Here is a 14,954-nt window from a genome sequence, read left to right on the forward strand (position 1 = left end):
AATAATTTTTTCTTCCTGACTGCCGCTTTTGGGCGGCGGTCTGTTTGCTGTATTCACTTTTTCCATCCGCTTCCTTTCATATTTTTGGCTTAAGGGGCTTGACTTTTTATTTGCAGGCTTTCTTTTTATGCTTTGCCCTCTCACCAATAGGAGAAAAACAGGGGGCAAAACGGAAGTGTTTTTTGAAAAATCCGAAAATATTTTTTCGGGGATTTTTCAAGCGGCGTAAGCCGCAAAAAGGCGGGCTTGGGGTGGCAACCCCAACAAGATTCCCGCAGGACAAAATGAGCCGGTAGGCGAAATTTGGTACTGTGGTAGAATCTTGCTCTTAAAAAGTGTCGGTTTCCTCTGTGCTGGCTTCTGTCAATACTTTTAGTGCCGCAAGCGGGTATATTGCCAAAGCTGCGGCGATATTTCTCCCTCTACTACCTACAACACCACGCAAAGCAAAAATGACGGAGATTTGCGGAAATTTCTTCACTTTCCTTTCAGTTCCCACACCACCGAAAATTGAAAACTGCCAAACAAAACAGGTGGGATTTTCCTTTGCCTGCCCTCCACGGACAGCTTGCGGATTTGCCAAACAAGAGAGAGAATTTATTTCAGTCCCCCTTGCATGGTATAATACTGACAATTTTTCAAAATGCCAAAAATGGACGCAAAAAAACAGGAAACCTTTTCTTGATTTCCTGTCTTGGTGTGCCGTTCTATGTAGCGGCGGTTATTCAGTTTTTAGCTGGCTATAATTCCACAAACTGGAATTTATCTATTCATCAATTCAAGAGTTTTTTCAAAGGAAATACATTCTGCGTATCTTCCATTCCACATGAACTCATTATAATATCTATAAGATTTTTCTGCTGTCATATACGCATTATCAAGCGTACTGTTTGTATTTGCTGGAACAATCATTTTAAGTCCATGCTCAAAACCACATTTTACTGTTGCATCTATGCAATAATCTGTTTGTAGCCCTACAATAATAATTGTATCTTCATTTTTTTCATGTAGGTAGTCCAACAACCCCGTACCTTTGAAAGCACTGTTTACATTTTTATCAAAAACACGCTCATTTGGCATTGGCTGAAATTCTTCGTATATTTCATAGCCTAACGCACCTTTCGTTAATTTCTGTCCAGCACCATCATCATGTCTAACATAAATAACTTCTATACTATTATTGCGCGCCTCTTTGATTAGTGTTTTAATACGATATACAAAAATCTCAAATTCATATAAGTCATTAGTCATAATTGAATTTTGAGTATCAACAATCAACAATATCATTCTATCATCTCCCAAATTCCGACTTGTCTAATACTGAATCTCCCTTTTCGGAAAAGTGTTCCTACTGCATAAAATATGAAGTATAATGCATATTCCTATGATTACCGATTTAGCACTCACTTAGCAGCACTGCGAACTGGAATTTATTTATGTCGTGGATATTCAGGCATCAAATCAATCAATTTACTTGTCCGTCCTTCTATATCCAATAGAATTTCAATATTTTCCACATCTCCGCCTAAATGCATCATAAATTCTCTGCAAATACCGCAAGACGGAATGATATTTCCATCTTTATATACTGAAACCACTTTTTCAATCTCACTTTCGCCATATGTAAGCATTGTTGATAAAGCATTTCTTTCAGCACACATTCCTATAGAGCCATCTGTGTCAATGCATATACCCTTGTAAATATTACCTTTTTTTGTGAGTACGGCAGATGCCACACTTCCTACCCACATTTTATTTGAAACATCATGGGGGTTCAAAACACTCATTGCTTCTTCATATAATCTTTCCCATTCTTTATCCATCGCTTTACCCTCCATCGTTGCTTTATTATATATCCGTTTTTCAAAAAATGAAAGCGATTTCTTATACTTTCTGTTCATCAAAGCGGAACTTAAACAGGGCAGTGACAAGCCGCTGTTTTATGCTGTCCTCGGTATCCCTGTCGATATGCCCGTTTTCAATGGCGGCGATTCGGATTCGCTTGCTGTAATGGCGTAAAACCTCTTCCACGGCTTCCGGCTCTCCGCTGGTCGCCCGGACAATCGTTTCATAAGGCAAAAGATTCGGATTCCCCATGCGAAAGCACCTCCATTTTCCTTTGCAGGAGTTTTAACGTCCTGCGGATTAGATACCCGGTCGTACTCCGGCAGCGTCCGTACATTTCCCCGATTTCCTGTTGTGTGTAATCCCCGAAAAAGTAAAGGAATATGATTTCCCGGTTTCTCTCCGGCAGGGATAACAGGGCGGCGGCAAGCTCCCCATTGGTGAGGATAACTGTCTGCCCGCATATCGTTATGGGGTATTCTTCATAGGGTGCTTCAAAATATTCGTCTGTTGTGCCTAAAGGGTAAAATTTTTCTTCTGTGAGGTATTCAAGGGATATTTCTTTTTGCCGCCGTCTGCTTCTGTCACGCCATGCGTTGAGTGCCGCAAAGCGTATGACGGTCTTGCAAAAGCCATTGAAAGTATACATGATATGTTCCCTGTATGCTTCTGTGCAAGGCATAGATGATTCCCCCTTTCTCCCACATGGACGGTGCATGGTTTACTGTTACTTTTTTATAATTCAGAGGGGCAATAACACTCAAGCTGTCGCCCCCGCTAAACTCAAAAATTTATAATTTAATTTTATAAATATCTGCTACTTCATTTTCAAAAGAAAAGCTCCGTTCATACACGCCGCCATTTTTTTGTATAACTTTTATTGACGCTGAATTTTCTTTTTCAACAGATATATGAAGCTCTTTCATTTCTGCTTCTTTAGCCACTTGGAGAAGTTGACATAGCATTTCTGTTGCATATCCCTTTTTTCTTTCAGATGGACGTACACTATATCCACAATTCCCTAAATCTTTCAAAAATTCATTCAGCGTATGTCTTAAATCAATAATTCCGATTATCTTATCATCACTTTTTCTTAAAGCAAAAAAAGCATCCGTAACTACCCAATTTTCATTTACCGTTTTGGGATTCGTGTTTAGCGTTACAGAGGATAGCCATTCCTCGTAGCTTTCTGTCTTGTCAAAAAGCTCACTTCCGTAGATAATTTCTTCTCCATGTTGAAAATGTTCCCTTCGATAATCAAGTGCTTTTCCTTTTAGTGCTAAAGTTGGTCTTACCAAAACAATATCATTTTTCATGCTGAACCTCCTCCGGCAATAATAGCAGCTTTATTTCATTTATTATTTGATTGGGAATATCTTTATCCATTTTCATCAACTTGCTGTACATTCGTACTCCTTGATATGCAAAAATAATTACATTGAAAATTGATTCCGGGTTCACGGAATTAAATTCTTTCGTATCCATTCCGTAGTTGATAAGTTCTATCCATGTTGATTTTGAAATTTCGTACTGTTTTTTTACTGAATTATCTTCTTTAGAAACCACTGGATTACTATAAAATTCGTAAATAGCAAGGCTTATAGAATTTTCGTAATCAATCATTTCTGTTGCATATCTTGAAAGAAGTTCCTGTAATATCGTGGTAGCAGAAACGTGCTGCTCAATTTTAGTAAATACTTCACTTTTTTGCTTATTAGAAAAAGCATTAACTATCTCTAAAAATATCTGCTCGGTGCTTTCATAATGGCGGTATAGTCCTCCACGACTAAGCCCCGTCAACTCGCAAATATCTTTCATAGTTACATCTTTAAATCCCTTTTCCGCAAACAGTTGATATGCCTTTTCTCGAATGTCCTGTTTTGTCTTTTCTCCTTTCAAGCTCATATTATCACCTCTTTTCTTTTTGCAACACTCGTGTCGCTTTTAATTATACGTTATTCGTGTCGCTTTGTCAAGAATAAATATATAGCAAATTGTAAAAATAAGTATGAATGAGAGGGATTCCGTAGTCGTCGGCACTGTGCGTAATGTGCATAACTTGCTATCTTATGGAGTTGTGGGAAAGTCTGTTTGCAGAATGTGGGAAAGCTGCACTTTAGCTTTTCCATGTTCTGTGAACGGACTTTTCCATGACGGAATAGCAAGTTATACATATTTCCACGGTGCTTGTCTTTTGGTCTTTAGCTTCTTTTGGTTCGGAATAGTGTGGTGCTGGCGGTCTATCTCTTGTTTTCGGTTGCTTGCTTCTTTACCGCACATGAGCATTCGCGCCAGGGTTGTCATTGCCGTAGCCTTCCAGCAGGTTGATGACGCCCCAGATACCGAGGCCGGCTCCCAGTGCGATCACGAGGGTCTGCAAAACGTCGATTGCGCTGTTGAAAAATTCCATACTTTAATTTAGCCGGAATCGCTTTGTGGTTAGTGTTGGTTCATAGGCATACAAAAGCCGGACAACAAAACCGCCTTGAATTTTGGGCGGCTCGATTCCGGCTATCCTCCTTCTTCATTTTTTTGTTGAGCTGTCCGCTTTGTACGCCAATGGCCTCAACCGAGGCAGGTTTCAGGGACCCTGGCGGGTAGATAAGATCACTCCTTTCTCGCGGAACAGGATTATTCGCCCTCGGTGTCTACGTCAACTTCAAACACATCGTAGACCTCGTTGGGTTTTGATTTGAGCCGGGTGGACAGAAACGCTTCAATGTCAAAGGCGTTCTTATCGTCCGCGTCGGCGGTGTACTGGAAATTGGGGTGCTTGGTGATGTCATACTTATCTGACAAAAACGGGCGGACGCCCCGCAGCTGGAGGATACATTTTCCACCGTCCATCACCGCAAGCTCATCCTGGCTCATCAGCTCTTTGCCACATTGTCAAGTGAAGAATTCATTCTTTTTGCTTTTTCATACACGGAATCTTGTAGATGTTCTATAAATGTGATAAACTGAACGCAGTAACAAATCGTGAGTTGTTGGTGTGTTTGAATGCGATAGAATTGGAAGTTAAGTAAGGCAATTTACATTTGTGAAGATAGATATGAAAGGAACAATGATATGCAAAACCTGTTTTGTGAGGGTCTGTTAGAGAATGATATAGTCAAATTGCTGGAAGTTCCAAAGAGTGATATCCACAATCATTCTACCAAAGGGTGCAGAAGAGCTTGGTTGGAAGAACACCTGAAACGCAGTTTTCCCAAACCGCCCGACAGATTTGATGGACTTAGAGGAATGCAGGAATGGTTTACAGTTACTATCAAGCCATACTGCAAAGATATTGGAGGGATGATCATAAGATGGGAAGGTGCTTTTGCAGAAGCGAGGAGGAATAATATTAAGAGGCTTTCGATGAATTTTGGGGCTTCGGAGATTGATCTGGTTGGTGGGATGGATGCGTTCAAATCCATTATCGGAGATTTTCATTTGAAATATTGTCCCAATACAGTATTTGAACCTGAGATCACATATATTTCAGCTTGTAATGTCGAACAGGAAGCTGAAAAAATCGATCGTTATATTTCCTCCGGTTTTTTCAAGTCGATTGATGTATGCGGTGGCGAGAATGTGCATCCATTTGAGGCTTTTTTGCCATTGTATAGAAAAGCGGAACAATATCATTTGTCCAAGAAAATGCATGTAGGTGAAACCGGGCCAGCAGAGAATGTCATGCGGGCAGTTGAAGTATTAGGGCTTAGTGAAGTTCACCATGGGATAAATGCGGCCGCCTCGGCGAAGGTCATGCGATTTCTCGCAGATAATCAGATACAACTGAATGTCTGCCCGAGCAGTAACGTAATGCTTGGATATGCAACCGGATATAGAGACCATCCTATTAAAATACTGTATGAGAATGGAGTTAAGGTTACAATCAATACCGATGATCTGCTGATATTTGACAGTTCGATTGAAAACGAGTACCTATTGCTTTATCGGGCAGGGACGTTAAGTGCTGGTCAATTGGATGAAATACGAAAGAATGGGTTAGACATTCATTCAGAATATGAATTATAGAGATGCGAAAATTCAAATTTGTGAGGATGAATGTGATGCGTGAATTGATGTTGGTTAGGCCATCTAAACTATATGCAGAACAAGTCATGTCATATAAAGAAGAAATGTTACAATGTGGAGATAGTTTTGATGGTTGTGCAGGTCTTGAAGATGTCCAATCATTTGATGAGTGGATTGACTTTGAGAGAAGATTAAGAGAAAAATATAAAAGCGGATATGTTCCATCAGAAGTGTTTTTAGCGGTAAGGCGAAAAGACGATTTTGTTGTTGGTATGATTGATTTTCGACACCCATTATCGGATTTTCTCAAAAATTTGGGGGGGTAATATTGGATATAGTGTTCGTCCGTCAGAAAGACGAAAAGGTTATGCGTCTGAAATGCTGGGATTAGTTTTACCTTTTTGCCGTGCGTTTGGAGAAAGCAAGGTTTTAGTAACCTGCGATAAGGGAAATGTAGCTTCGCAAAGGACGATTATTAAAAACGGTGGAGTGATGGAAAATGAAATTGTTGATACAGTGGGATTAAGTAAAAGTGGCATTATTCAAAAATTTTGGATTTCAATATAGTGTCTTTCTCAACCATTTCCAGTTTGACATACTGGGAAATCGCAATTTAAAGGAGAAAATTATGAATATAGAACAATTTTGGAAAGCCGTTCTTGCCCAAGATGAAAGAGAAATTAGAAAATACTTTCATGCAGAAGCCTATGTAAATTGGCATTGCACCAACGAGCATTTTACGGTGGATGAATATATTGTTGCGAATTGTGAGTACCCCGGAGAATGGGACGGACTCGTTGAAAGAGTAGAAATTGTGAATGATTTAATTATTACAGTTGTTCGTATCTATCCCAAAGATAGAAGTATTTCTTTTCATGTGACTTCGTTTATTCAAACAAAAAACGATAAAATTACAGCAATGGACGAATACTATGCCGATGATGGAATGGCACCACAATGGAGATTGGATAAACGCATTGGGACACCTATCAAATAAATCCCAGTTTATTCTGGAAGCCGGAGAATAGAGAACCGGCTTCTTTTTCATGTGCAGGCGGAAAGAAAACCCTTCCCCCGGAAAGAGAGAAGGGCATTGCCGTTATTCTGTTACCGCCGGTATCTCACCGACAAAGTTATAAATGATTTTGATTTCCTGAAACTTCTCCCCGTCAACCTTTTTCACCTCACCCACCAGAATCCGGCTGATAAGGCGGTTTAAGATACCCTCGTCCAGTTCCCGGACTGCGGCGTACTGCCGGATTTCCCGGATAAAGGTGCGGACATCACTTTCCTGCTCGTTGGAGCGGCGCAGGGAGAGTGCCAATTCCTTCAACTGTTTCTGGTTTTCCTCCTGTTCCCGCTCCATTGCCGCCGTTAGCTTCACAAAACGCTGCTCTGACAGGATTCCCTTTGCCTTGTCAGTATACAGGTTCAAAAACATATCGTCAATCTCCCGGTTCCTTGCTTCCAGCCGTTCCCGCTCCTTCTCCATCTCCGAAGCGTCCGCCAGATACCGCCGTTCCATACGGCTACAAATCCGCTGGTAGAACGATTCCACGTCTTTAAGCGCCATTGCCGCAAGTTCCTGAATATCCTTCAATACAAGGTTATATAAATCCCTTGCTTCCACTTTGTGGCTGGTGCAGGAGTTTTTCCCCAGCCGGTTATAGGTCTGGCAGATATAATACGCCTTGTCTATCGGCTCCCGTTCCTCGCCGGTAAAGCGGTTCTTCCCGGTTCTGCCCACTTTCTCATAGCGTACCTGCATGGACTTCCCACAGGTGGCACAGTAGATAATGCCGTGGAACAGGTTATAGAAGGGGCAGGCGTTCCCTTCCATGATGGGCGGGCGGCGGTCAATCAGTTCCTGCACCTTCTCCCAGTCCTCCGGGCTTACGATAGCTTCATGGCAGCCCTCAAGGACTTCCCATTCCTCACGGGGAATGATGTCATAGGTATTGGAGCGGATTCCCTTCTGGTGTGTCCGGCAGACAAGATGTGCGCCTTTGTAAAACGGGTTCCGCAGGATATGGCTGATTCTTGCGCTCCCCCACGAATAATAATTCACGTCACATTCCGTATTGCTTTTTACCCGTGTGATGGGGATTTTATCCTCCATCAGTTGTTTGGCTATCCGCATACACCCCCAGCCGTTCAAGGCAAGGTCAAAAATTTTACGGATAGTCGGCGCAGTGTCCGGGTCAAGGATTAGGTGCCCCTTTTCCTCCGGGTCACGCATCAAGCCAAGGGGCGGCTGACCGCCGCAAAACTTCCCCTGGCGGGAGCGTGTCATGCGACCAGCCAGCACTTTCTTTGAAATATCCCGGCTGTACATATCATTCAGGATATTTTTGAACGGCGTAATATCCATTTCCTGACGGGTCAGGCTGTCCACGCCGTCCGTGACCGCAATATACCTTACATTGTGCTTAGGGAAAAAGATTTCGATATAACTGCCCGCTTCAATATAGTTCCTCCCAAGCCTTGACAGGTCTTTGGTTATCACGCAGCCGATTTTCCCCGCTTCAATATCGGCAAGCAGCCGCTTAAATGAAGGGCGGTTGAAATTCCTTCCCGTATACCCGTCATCAACGTAATACTCGTACCGGGGCATACCGTTCTTTTCAGCGTAATCCTTCAGCAAAAGTTTCTGGTTTGAGATACTCATGCTCTCATTCTGGCTGCCGTCATCAAGGGAAATCCTGCAATAGAGGGCGGTTATTTTTTGATTTAACAGATTATTTTTCCTGCTCATAGGCTTCTCCTTCTATGAACAGGGACACGATACTATGATAATACCATGCCCCCGCCATTCTTTCAACTGTTTTATGCCGGATTTCCGTTTTTTCTCCGGTTCCGTCCTTTAGCTGGCTTGCCGTTTTTGCCATTCCTCAAACCGTTCACAGGTCTGCCGTTCAATAAGCTGCTCAAAGGCTTCCCGCATGGTCTGGCTTCCCGCAAACTCACGGGAAACGATAAACTGTACTTTTTTATTTTCCTTCCGGTTCTGCGCCGGATAATCTGCCTGTTTTGCCATATGCATTTCCCTCCATAAAGATACCCGGAGCGTTTCCGTCCGGGTGTGATAGTGTGGACTGCCGGGCAGGTGGGAGCCTGACAACGGGAGCTGACAACGGACGTTAAAAAACTCCGCACACAAAACCCTGCTTTCCGTTTTCTGTTCTGATTGATTTTCTTTCTGTTTTTCCGTTGCTTTCGTTGTCAGGGAAAGAAAAAGCCCTGAAATACGGCATTTGTCAGGCGGCTTCCCGGCAACGGGCTTGACAACGTAAGGTGCAACCAGCCGACAACCGGCTACGGTTTTCCCGCTTCCAGCCATTCCTCCGGCAGCCCAAGCTGGACGGCTTCCCCTTCGGGCAAAGGCTGGAAACCTGATTTTCCATGCCCTCCGTTGTCAGGCGGCTCCACCCGTTCCCAGCCCTTCTGCCGGTTATAGGGCGGAGGGAAATGTCGGGGATTCTCAAAGGCTTTCCAGCCCGCCGCATAGTTCTTCATGATGGAATTAATATCACGAATATCATACTGTTTTGGTTCCTCATAAGCCGGGTGCCCCAGCCCTTCATGGTAGATTTGCAGGGAGCATACCATCTTCCCGCCGTACCCGTCTAAAAAGTTCAGAATCCGGGTGGCGAGGGTGTCCTCCGGCATGAATGACCGCTGGTGTTCTTTCAGATACTTCTCCATTGCCGGGCTTAATTTCAGCTTTACATCCCCCTTCCGGTAAACCTCCATGACCTCCGCCCACATCTGCCCGATATAGGCTCTGGAAGCGGCTTCATCTTCCAGAATGTGAACCTCCGCCGCTTCCGCCTGCACCTGCACCGGCAGGAAACGCCGGTTCCCGGTGCGGTCAAGGGGCAGGAAGTCCAGCGTGTTGGAAGTCCCGGCAAACACGCACTGCCGCTTGTGGTCTTTTGGATGGACTTCATAGGGGGCTTTGTAGGTTTCCTTCTGGCGGCTTAAAAACGATTTAATATCCTCAATGCTCTTTGCGTTTGCCGTGGCAATCATTTCCGACATTTCAATAATCCAATGCCCTTGCAGCTTCCGGTATACGTTATCATCGTCCAGCTTCCGCAGGTCATCGGAAAACCACTCATCACGGACAGCAAGGAACCGGAAGAAGGTGGACTTCCCGGCTCCCTGACCGCCCACCAGACAGAGCATGACCTCAAACTTTGTCCCCGGCTTGAATACCCGTGTCACTGCCCCCAGCATGAACAGCAGGAGGACTTCGTAATTGTAATCATTTACCTCCGCACCGAGGAAATGGCGCAGGGCATAGCGCACCCGCTCCGTCCCGTCCCATTGCAGGCTGTTTAAATAATCACGGACAGGGTGATACCGGTATTCATTGGCGGCGACCTTGATAGCCCCCTCAATCCGCTTTTCCGAGGTCAGCCCGTAGTGTTCCTCCAAGTATAGAACCAGATATTGAATATCCACGTCCGTCAGGCGGCTCCCGTCCCGATACCAGCCAAGGGGCTTTACAATGTCAATCCGGTCAGTCAGGAGGTTATTGCTGAACGCCCCGCTAAGCAGCGGGTCATATAAAAATACCGCCTTGTAATTCCCCGGCGTGTTGGCGGTCTGCCCTTTTTGCGTGGTTTCCAACATCTGCCGGACTTCGGCAACTGTCTTTTCACCGTTCCGGCTGTCTGCTGCGGTTTCCCCGGCTTGTCTTTCCGCCGCCGGCAAACTCTGATACCCTCCGCTCAATCCGCTCCACCTCCTTCCCATGCCCCTTGATAACGGCGGCTTTTGCCTCCTTTGTCCCGGTCAGCAGCGTGTCTAAAAGATAACCCACATACTCCCGTTTCTGCACGGCTTCCACGAACAGCGGGTTCCACCCGTCCTCCGGCGATTCCGGCGCATATATCCTTTCCCAGCGCTCCAACAGACGGAGATAATCACTAAGCACCCGGAAGCATTTCCGCTCCGCCTGCAAGAACCGCAGTTCTGCCGACACGCTCCGTCTTGCCGGTTTTGGGGAAGCCCGCCCCCGGCTGTCATAAGAAATGCCAAAATCCGAAGCCAGCTTTTTCGCCGCTTCCAGACCGGGCAGCCCGTAAAGCCTTGCCACAAAGTCAATCACGTCCCCGTCCGCCTGGCAGCCGAAACAGTGGAACCGCTTATCCACCTTCAAGCTGGGATTCCTGTCATCATGGAAAGGGCAGCACGCCATGCCGTTCCGGTTCACCCGGATGCCGTACATTTCCGCCGCCTGCCTTGCCGTTACATTTTCCTTTACTGCTTCAAATACATTCATACCGTCCCTTCCCGGAAATAAAAAAGCATCTGCCATTTCCACAGCGGAAAGCAAATGCTTCAAATCTCCATATCTTTTTTTGTTGCTGCCCTTACGTTCCTGCGCTCCATGCGCTCCCGGTTCACCCGGTCAGCTTCTATTTTCCCCCTTGCGAGCCTGTCCTTCATGGATTCCCTTGCCTTCTCTTTAATCTGCTCCTTGTTTGCACGGCTCACCTCCGGCTTTTGGAGCGCAGACTGGACTTTCCTTAACACTTTCTGCGCCGCATTTTTAATCTGCTCCTGAACCGTACACAGGCACTTCACGGCGAAATCCCTTTTCTCCTGCGGGGCTTTCCGTTCCGGCGAAGCCAGCCACTTTTTGTAATCCTCCACCGCCCTGATGTCCTCCTTCTGCGTTTCCGCCCGGACGGTATCCGCCACAACTTCGCAGGCTTTCTCATAAGCCGTGTCCGCCACTTCCTCCACCAGCGATTCCATGTCTGCAATCTTCATGGTGACAGTGGCAAGTGCCGCCTGCTTTTCCGAAAGTTCCCGCCCTTTTTCCGCAATCAGCCCCTCCTGCTTTTCCAGTTCCTTTTCTTTTTCTGAAACGGCTTTTGCGGCTTTATCAAACTTCTTTTCCTGCTCCGCTATGGCTACGGTGTTTTTCGTCAAGGCTTCCCCCTGTGCGGAGAGTATTTTCTTCTGTTTTTCAATGATGAAGTCCTGCTTTTCCAGATAATCCCGCCCGCCGTAGGACGGCTCTGCCTGCAAGTGAAGGTTATGTGCGGCGCAGATACGGAAAAGCATCTTCCGGCACTCCGCATCAAAAGTCTGCTTGCGGTTGTTGTTCCTTCCCTTTTTCTTATCCGGTTCAGGGAGCGGCACTCCCAGTTCTTCCAACGCCTTTTCCTGCTGGGGGCATAACTCCCCATACCGGTTTTTGCAATCGAATACATGGCGCTCATGGATATGCGGTGTCCCCTCGTCCAGATGGAGCGCCCAGTCCAGAAGATGCACGTGGGAACCAAAACGCCGGTCAAACTCTGCATAAAACTCATTCACAATCTGGAACAATGTTTCCGGCGGGACGGATTCCTCCACCGTCCCAATCTGGTAAATGCTTTCCTCCGGGCAGGTCTTATTGTTCTTTAACAAATCCCCCACCGTGCGGTTGCGTTCCGTGTGCCGGTTCTTCTCGTTCCTTGCGTTCTGGGCTTCAATGAAATCCGAATAATTCTCGGTGTAATAAGCCAGTTCTATCTGCTCAAAGCTGAAATCCGGCTGGGAAGAATCCTCCCGGCTCCCGGCGGTGGTATAGCCCCGGTAGCAGTCCCAGTATACATTTTTCTTTGCCCGCTCCGAATCAATATGACCGCTGTTTTCCACGTCAAAGCGGCGGTCATTGTGGCGTGGGTTGTACGTGCCGTTTTTGCCGGAGCGTCCGTTGTGCCGTGTCAGTTTCAATCCAAAATCCCCCTTTCCTTTTTACCGATTCCCGGGCTGGCGGGAGGGCTGCGAAGCCGCCGAACCTGCGGGGCTTGCGTCAGGTAATACCCAGTACGAATTGGCGCAAGCGCCAACTCTAGCTGGGCAAGGCGTTTCACCCTTGACCCGATAAGGACTGCCGCCCTTAACCCGCCAATGGGCGTTGCCCCTTGACCCCAACAGGGCTGCTGCGCCCCTGTACCCCGCATAAAAGGTTGCTGCCAACGTGAGTGCGCTGCGTCCGCCCACGTCAAAGACGGCTCCCTTTTTCCGTATCAGGAAATCAGAACGCACCGCACTCGTTCTGATTTCCCACAGAAACCCCATCCATGCCCCATGACAGCCGGAAAAACACGCCCAAAACAGGCATTTCCGCCGTCCGGGGCTTCCCTGATGTCTGATACCTCCACCGTCAACCACGGGGAAAATCCCGGCTCCACACCCGTTGTTTTGACCGTAAAACGCCCCCAAATCAGGCAATATCCTTCCCTCCCGGCAGGGGCTTGAAGCCGTGTTCTTTGGCGTATGCCCTCGCCGCCGCCCGCCGTTCCTCACTGTAAGGCGGAACCAGCCGGATAGACAGCCGGGACTTATCCAGAACATAGGTCACGCTCCCTTCCGGCGTGGACTTCTCCAAACGGCACAGGAGCGGATATTTTTTGCTGAACTCCGCCAGCCGCCGCTTCAAGTCCGCATTGAATGTGTAAATACTGGCTTCCTTCTCACCCTCGTTGAAGTTGACAATCGTTTCCTTTTCATACTTAGACGGCTTTCCCATAAAATCCCTCCCAGTCTGTGCTTTTTTCAACCATGCGGATATGCTTCTTTGCTTCAAAATATCCTTCCATTTCCAAACGGAGATGGCGGTAAAAACAGGGATACCATTCCCCGGCTCCGCCGTCATCCAGCTTCCTTGCCAGGCACAGCACCCGGCGTTTCACTTTTTCATCCACCGTCAGGGCAGTGACCCATTTCAGCCTGCGGACGGTGTTCTCATGGCTCCCGCACCCGAAGGCATATAAAATCTTCTTTTCCTCAATGCTTAACTTCATGTTCCTTCCTCCATAATTGATAGTTTGTTTCCCTGCCGTTTTGCCTGCAATCCGTTCCTGCCCGGAATCACCCCAGCGTTTTCCGTTCCTTTGGTATGCTCCTGTCATGGCACTACTTCTCCGGGAACGATATCACTTGCAGCCGGTCATTCTGTTTTCAATGTCCTGTGACACTGAAATCTTATCAAAATAAACCGGCTTCCCCCGTATGTCCGAAAGGCTGGAAAAATTCCCGAAAAACCAAAATTTCCACGCTTTCGGAAATGCCCTGTGCTATAATGGTCATGAACCCTGTTTTGAGAGGAGGGGCGCAATGTATATAAAACTGACGCTTCAGGAGAAATTAAAAGACGAGAGAACCAGCCGCCGCATGACCCTTGCGGAACTGGAAAAGGCAACAGGCATAGCAAGAGCCACGCTGGTAAAATATGAATCCGACAAATGCACGGATATAAGCCCGTTCAACCTTGCAAAGCTGGCGGAATACTACGGTCTTTCCATGGATTACCTCATGGGGCTGACCGAAAATAAGAACCACCCGAACACCGCCCTGCATGAGCTGCACTTGAATGATTCCACAGTTGATTTGTTAAAAAGCGGCGCACTGAACAACCGGCTCCTCTGTGAGTTTGTCTGCCATCCCGGATTCCTGCGCCTGCTGACGGATATGGAAGTCTGCATTGACCGGATTGCGGATATGCGTATCCATGACATGAACTTAGTTCTGGAAAAAGCAAGGCAGTCCGTCATAGAACAGCGGCAGCCCCCTGAAAACGACCTCTATATGCGTACTTTAGAATTAGGGCAGGTCAGCGAGGAACTGTTTTTCAGCCATGTTATCCATGATGACCTTGACCGGATTGTAAAAGACCTCCGCACCCGGCACGAATCCGACAAGACCACTGCCGAGCCGGAAACCCCCGCAGCGGATTTTGCCAGGAACATCCCGGTGATACTGCTGGACGCCCTCATGCACAAAGGCACGGCGGACGAAAAACGGGCGTTTACTATCTGCCGGGTATTCGGCATTGACTATATGAGCCTCCCGGAAGAGGAACGTGCCACCCTTGCCCGTGTGTTCAAGAAATCCCCCCTTCTCCCCGTATCTGCCAGCCAGCGTGGAAAATCAAAGCTGCTGTCCCTGTTTGGGAAGAAAAAAACGAAAGAATGACGCAAAAAGGGCTGCCATTCCCGTAAAATCCGGTTAGCAGTCCTCTTTACTGTATCGTGTGTCCTATGTTCAATTTTCCGGCTTTAGAGCCGCTTTTTCCAGAC

At 46.7% G+C, this 14,954-nt stretch carries 20 protein-coding genes and 2 pseudogenes; 6 read left to right on the plus strand and 16 right to left on the minus strand.

From position 1 onward, the window contains the following. Positions 1–44: 44 nt before the first annotated feature. Positions 45–296, plus strand: coding sequence for a hypothetical protein (locus tag U8U68_RS18515; RefSeq protein WP_322203482.1), 252 nt, complete (start codon positions 45–47; stop codon positions 294–296). A 32-nt stretch (positions 297–328) separates the two neighbouring features. Here the strand turns inward: U8U68_RS18515 and U8U68_RS18520 are convergent, their stop codons facing one another. From U8U68_RS18520 to U8U68_RS18560, 9 genes and pseudogenes are all read right to left on the minus strand, one after another. After that, positions 329–634 (minus strand): hypothetical protein, encoded by a 306-nt coding sequence (locus U8U68_RS18520; protein WP_322203484.1) that lies wholly within the window; start codon positions 632–634, stop codon positions 329–331. Between the two features lie 128 nt (positions 635–762). Beyond that, on the minus strand, positions 763–1,287 hold the full coding sequence (locus U8U68_RS18525) for a cysteine hydrolase family protein (protein WP_016228402.1): 525 nt from the start codon (positions 1,285–1,287) through the stop codon (positions 763–765). A 143-nt stretch (positions 1,288–1,430) separates the two neighbouring features. Further along, a complete protein-coding gene (locus tag U8U68_RS18530) occupies positions 1,431–1,823 on the minus strand; it encodes a cytidine deaminase family protein (protein ID WP_322203489.1) in 393 nt (130 codons plus the stop codon). A 61-nt stretch (positions 1,824–1,884) separates the two neighbouring features. Beyond that, complete coding sequence (locus tag U8U68_RS18535; protein ID WP_322203491.1) at positions 1,885–2,097, minus strand: helix-turn-helix domain-containing protein; 213 nt, start codon at positions 2,095–2,097, stop codon at positions 1,885–1,887. After that, positions 2,069–2,527: an RNA polymerase sigma factor gene (locus U8U68_RS18540; RefSeq protein WP_322203493.1), complete on the minus strand. Its 459-nt coding sequence runs from the start codon at positions 2,525–2,527 to the stop codon at positions 2,069–2,071. The genes U8U68_RS18535 and U8U68_RS18540 overlap by 29 nt, the downstream gene beginning before the upstream one ends. A 109-nt stretch (positions 2,528–2,636) precedes the next feature. Continuing rightward, positions 2,637–3,161 carry a GNAT family N-acetyltransferase gene (locus tag U8U68_RS18545; protein ID WP_322203495.1) on the minus strand — a complete coding sequence of 175 codons (525 nt, stop codon included), beginning with the start codon at positions 3,159–3,161 and terminating at the stop codon, positions 2,637–2,639. Beyond that, positions 3,151–3,750, minus strand: a complete 600-nt coding sequence (locus tag U8U68_RS18550) for a TetR/AcrR family transcriptional regulator (RefSeq protein WP_161931317.1) — start codon at positions 3,748–3,750, stop codon at positions 3,151–3,153. Before U8U68_RS18550 ends, U8U68_RS18545 begins: the two co-directional genes overlap by 11 nt. A gap of 376 nt (positions 3,751–4,126) precedes the next feature. Continuing rightward, a pseudogene (locus tag U8U68_RS18555) lies at positions 4,127–4,255 on the minus strand (Maff2 family mobile element protein); the annotation flags it as partial. A 221-nt stretch (positions 4,256–4,476) separates the two neighbouring features. Continuing rightward, positions 4,477–4,728, minus strand: a pseudogene (locus U8U68_RS18560) (VirD4-like conjugal transfer protein, CD1115 family); the annotation flags it as partial. Positions 4,729–4,914: 186 nt separating this feature from the next. On the opposite strand from U8U68_RS18560, the gene U8U68_RS18565 reads away from it, so the two are divergent. From U8U68_RS18565 to U8U68_RS18580, 4 genes are all read left to right on the plus strand, one after another. Beyond that, positions 4,915–5,868 carry an amidohydrolase family protein gene (locus tag U8U68_RS18565; protein WP_322203498.1) on the plus strand — a complete coding sequence of 318 codons (954 nt, stop codon included), beginning with the start codon at positions 4,915–4,917 and terminating at the stop codon, positions 5,866–5,868. Between the two features lie 35 nt (positions 5,869–5,903). Further along, positions 5,904–6,194, plus strand: a complete 291-nt coding sequence (locus tag U8U68_RS18570; protein WP_322203500.1) for a GNAT family N-acetyltransferase — start codon at positions 5,904–5,906, stop codon at positions 6,192–6,194. A 52-nt stretch (positions 6,195–6,246) separates the two neighbouring features. Further along, complete coding sequence (locus tag U8U68_RS18575) at positions 6,247–6,435, plus strand: GNAT family N-acetyltransferase (RefSeq protein WP_322203502.1); 189 nt, start codon at positions 6,247–6,249, stop codon at positions 6,433–6,435. Positions 6,436–6,496: 61 nt separating this feature from the next. Next, complete coding sequence (locus U8U68_RS18580; protein WP_016286587.1) at positions 6,497–6,865, plus strand: hypothetical protein; 369 nt, start codon at positions 6,497–6,499, stop codon at positions 6,863–6,865. A 102-nt stretch (positions 6,866–6,967) separates the two neighbouring features. Here U8U68_RS18580 and U8U68_RS18585 read toward each other — a convergent pair whose 3' ends face one another. The 7 genes from U8U68_RS18585 to U8U68_RS18615 all read right to left on the minus strand — a co-directional run bounded on the left by U8U68_RS18585 (position 6,968) and on the right by U8U68_RS18615 (position 13,679). Beyond that, positions 6,968–8,623, minus strand: a complete 1,656-nt coding sequence (locus tag U8U68_RS18585; protein ID WP_322203509.1) for a recombinase family protein — start codon at positions 8,621–8,623, stop codon at positions 6,968–6,970. Between the two features lie 108 nt (positions 8,624–8,731). Further along, positions 8,732–8,905 (minus strand): hypothetical protein, encoded by a 174-nt coding sequence (locus tag U8U68_RS18590; protein ID WP_322203511.1) that lies wholly within the window; start codon positions 8,903–8,905, stop codon positions 8,732–8,734. Positions 8,906–9,183: 278 nt separating this feature from the next. Next, positions 9,184–10,506, minus strand: coding sequence for a virulence-associated E family protein (locus U8U68_RS18595; RefSeq protein WP_322203549.1), 1,323 nt, complete (start codon positions 10,504–10,506; stop codon positions 9,184–9,186). A 25-nt stretch (positions 10,507–10,531) separates the two neighbouring features. Beyond that, positions 10,532–11,158, minus strand: a complete 627-nt coding sequence (locus tag U8U68_RS18600) for a CHC2 zinc finger domain-containing protein (protein ID WP_322203513.1) — start codon at positions 11,156–11,158, stop codon at positions 10,532–10,534. A 59-nt stretch (positions 11,159–11,217) separates the two neighbouring features. Then, the gene (locus tag U8U68_RS18605) at positions 11,218–12,606 is read right to left on the minus strand and encodes a plasmid recombination protein (RefSeq protein WP_039909254.1); all 1,389 of its coding nucleotides are present in this window, start codon (positions 12,604–12,606) and stop codon (positions 11,218–11,220) included. A 493-nt stretch (positions 12,607–13,099) separates the two neighbouring features. After that, positions 13,100–13,405, minus strand: coding sequence for a hypothetical protein (locus U8U68_RS18610; protein WP_016307606.1), 306 nt, complete (start codon positions 13,403–13,405; stop codon positions 13,100–13,102). Then, a complete protein-coding gene (locus U8U68_RS18615; protein WP_016303745.1) occupies positions 13,389–13,679 on the minus strand; it encodes a hypothetical protein in 291 nt (96 codons plus the stop codon). The genes U8U68_RS18610 and U8U68_RS18615 overlap by 17 nt, the downstream gene beginning before the upstream one ends. A 313-nt stretch (positions 13,680–13,992) precedes the next feature. Between U8U68_RS18615 and U8U68_RS18620 the strand changes: the two genes are divergently transcribed. After that, complete coding sequence (locus tag U8U68_RS18620) at positions 13,993–14,850, plus strand: helix-turn-helix domain-containing protein (protein ID WP_322203520.1); 858 nt, start codon at positions 13,993–13,995, stop codon at positions 14,848–14,850. Positions 14,851–14,954 lie beyond the last annotated feature (104 nt).

It is taken from the genome of Acutalibacter intestini (assembly GCF_034334985.1).
In the GTDB taxonomy this organism is placed as follows: domain Bacteria; phylum Bacillota; class Clostridia; order Oscillospirales; family Acutalibacteraceae; genus Acutalibacter; species Acutalibacter intestini.

Excerpts from the sequence above, each read along its gene's own strand:
- U8U68_RS18525 (WP_016228402.1), bottom strand. The coding sequence starts at position 1,287 with ATGATATTGTTGATTGTTGATACTCAAAATTCAATTATGACTAATGAC.
- U8U68_RS18530 (WP_322203489.1), bottom strand. The coding sequence starts at position 1,823 with ATGGATAAAGAATGGGAAAGATTATATGAAGAAGCAATGAGTGTTTTG.
- U8U68_RS18535 (WP_322203491.1), bottom strand. The coding sequence starts at position 2,097 with ATGGGGAATCCGAATCTTTTGCCTTATGAAACGATTGTCCGGGCGACC.
- U8U68_RS18540 (WP_322203493.1), bottom strand. The coding sequence starts at position 2,527 with ATGCCTTGCACAGAAGCATACAGGGAACATATCATGTATACTTTCAAT.
- U8U68_RS18545 (WP_322203495.1), bottom strand. The coding sequence starts at position 3,161 with ATGAAAAATGATATTGTTTTGGTAAGACCAACTTTAGCACTAAAAGGA.
- U8U68_RS18550 (WP_161931317.1), bottom strand. The coding sequence starts at position 3,750 with ATGAGCTTGAAAGGAGAAAAGACAAAACAGGACATTCGAGAAAAGGCA.
- U8U68_RS18565 (WP_322203498.1), top strand. The coding sequence starts at position 4,915 with ATGCAAAACCTGTTTTGTGAGGGTCTGTTAGAGAATGATATAGTCAAA.
- U8U68_RS18570 (WP_322203500.1), top strand. The coding sequence starts at position 5,904 with ATGCGTGAATTGATGTTGGTTAGGCCATCTAAACTATATGCAGAACAA.
- U8U68_RS18575 (WP_322203502.1), top strand. The coding sequence starts at position 6,247 with ATGCTGGGATTAGTTTTACCTTTTTGCCGTGCGTTTGGAGAAAGCAAG.
- U8U68_RS18580 (WP_016286587.1), top strand. The coding sequence starts at position 6,497 with ATGAATATAGAACAATTTTGGAAAGCCGTTCTTGCCCAAGATGAAAGA.
- U8U68_RS18585 (WP_322203509.1), bottom strand. The coding sequence starts at position 8,623 with ATGAGCAGGAAAAATAATCTGTTAAATCAAAAAATAACCGCCCTCTAT.
- U8U68_RS18590 (WP_322203511.1), bottom strand. The coding sequence starts at position 8,905 with ATGGCAAAACAGGCAGATTATCCGGCGCAGAACCGGAAGGAAAATAAA.
- U8U68_RS18595 (WP_322203549.1), bottom strand. The coding sequence starts at position 10,506 with ATGTTGGAAACCACGCAAAAAGGGCAGACCGCCAACACGCCGGGGAAT.
- U8U68_RS18600 (WP_322203513.1), bottom strand. The coding sequence starts at position 11,158 with ATGAATGTATTTGAAGCAGTAAAGGAAAATGTAACGGCAAGGCAGGCG.
- U8U68_RS18610 (WP_016307606.1), bottom strand. The coding sequence starts at position 13,405 with ATGGGAAAGCCGTCTAAGTATGAAAAGGAAACGATTGTCAACTTCAAC.
- U8U68_RS18615 (WP_016303745.1), bottom strand. The coding sequence starts at position 13,679 with ATGAAGTTAAGCATTGAGGAAAAGAAGATTTTATATGCCTTCGGGTGC.
- U8U68_RS18620 (WP_322203520.1), top strand. The coding sequence starts at position 13,993 with ATGTATATAAAACTGACGCTTCAGGAGAAATTAAAAGACGAGAGAACC.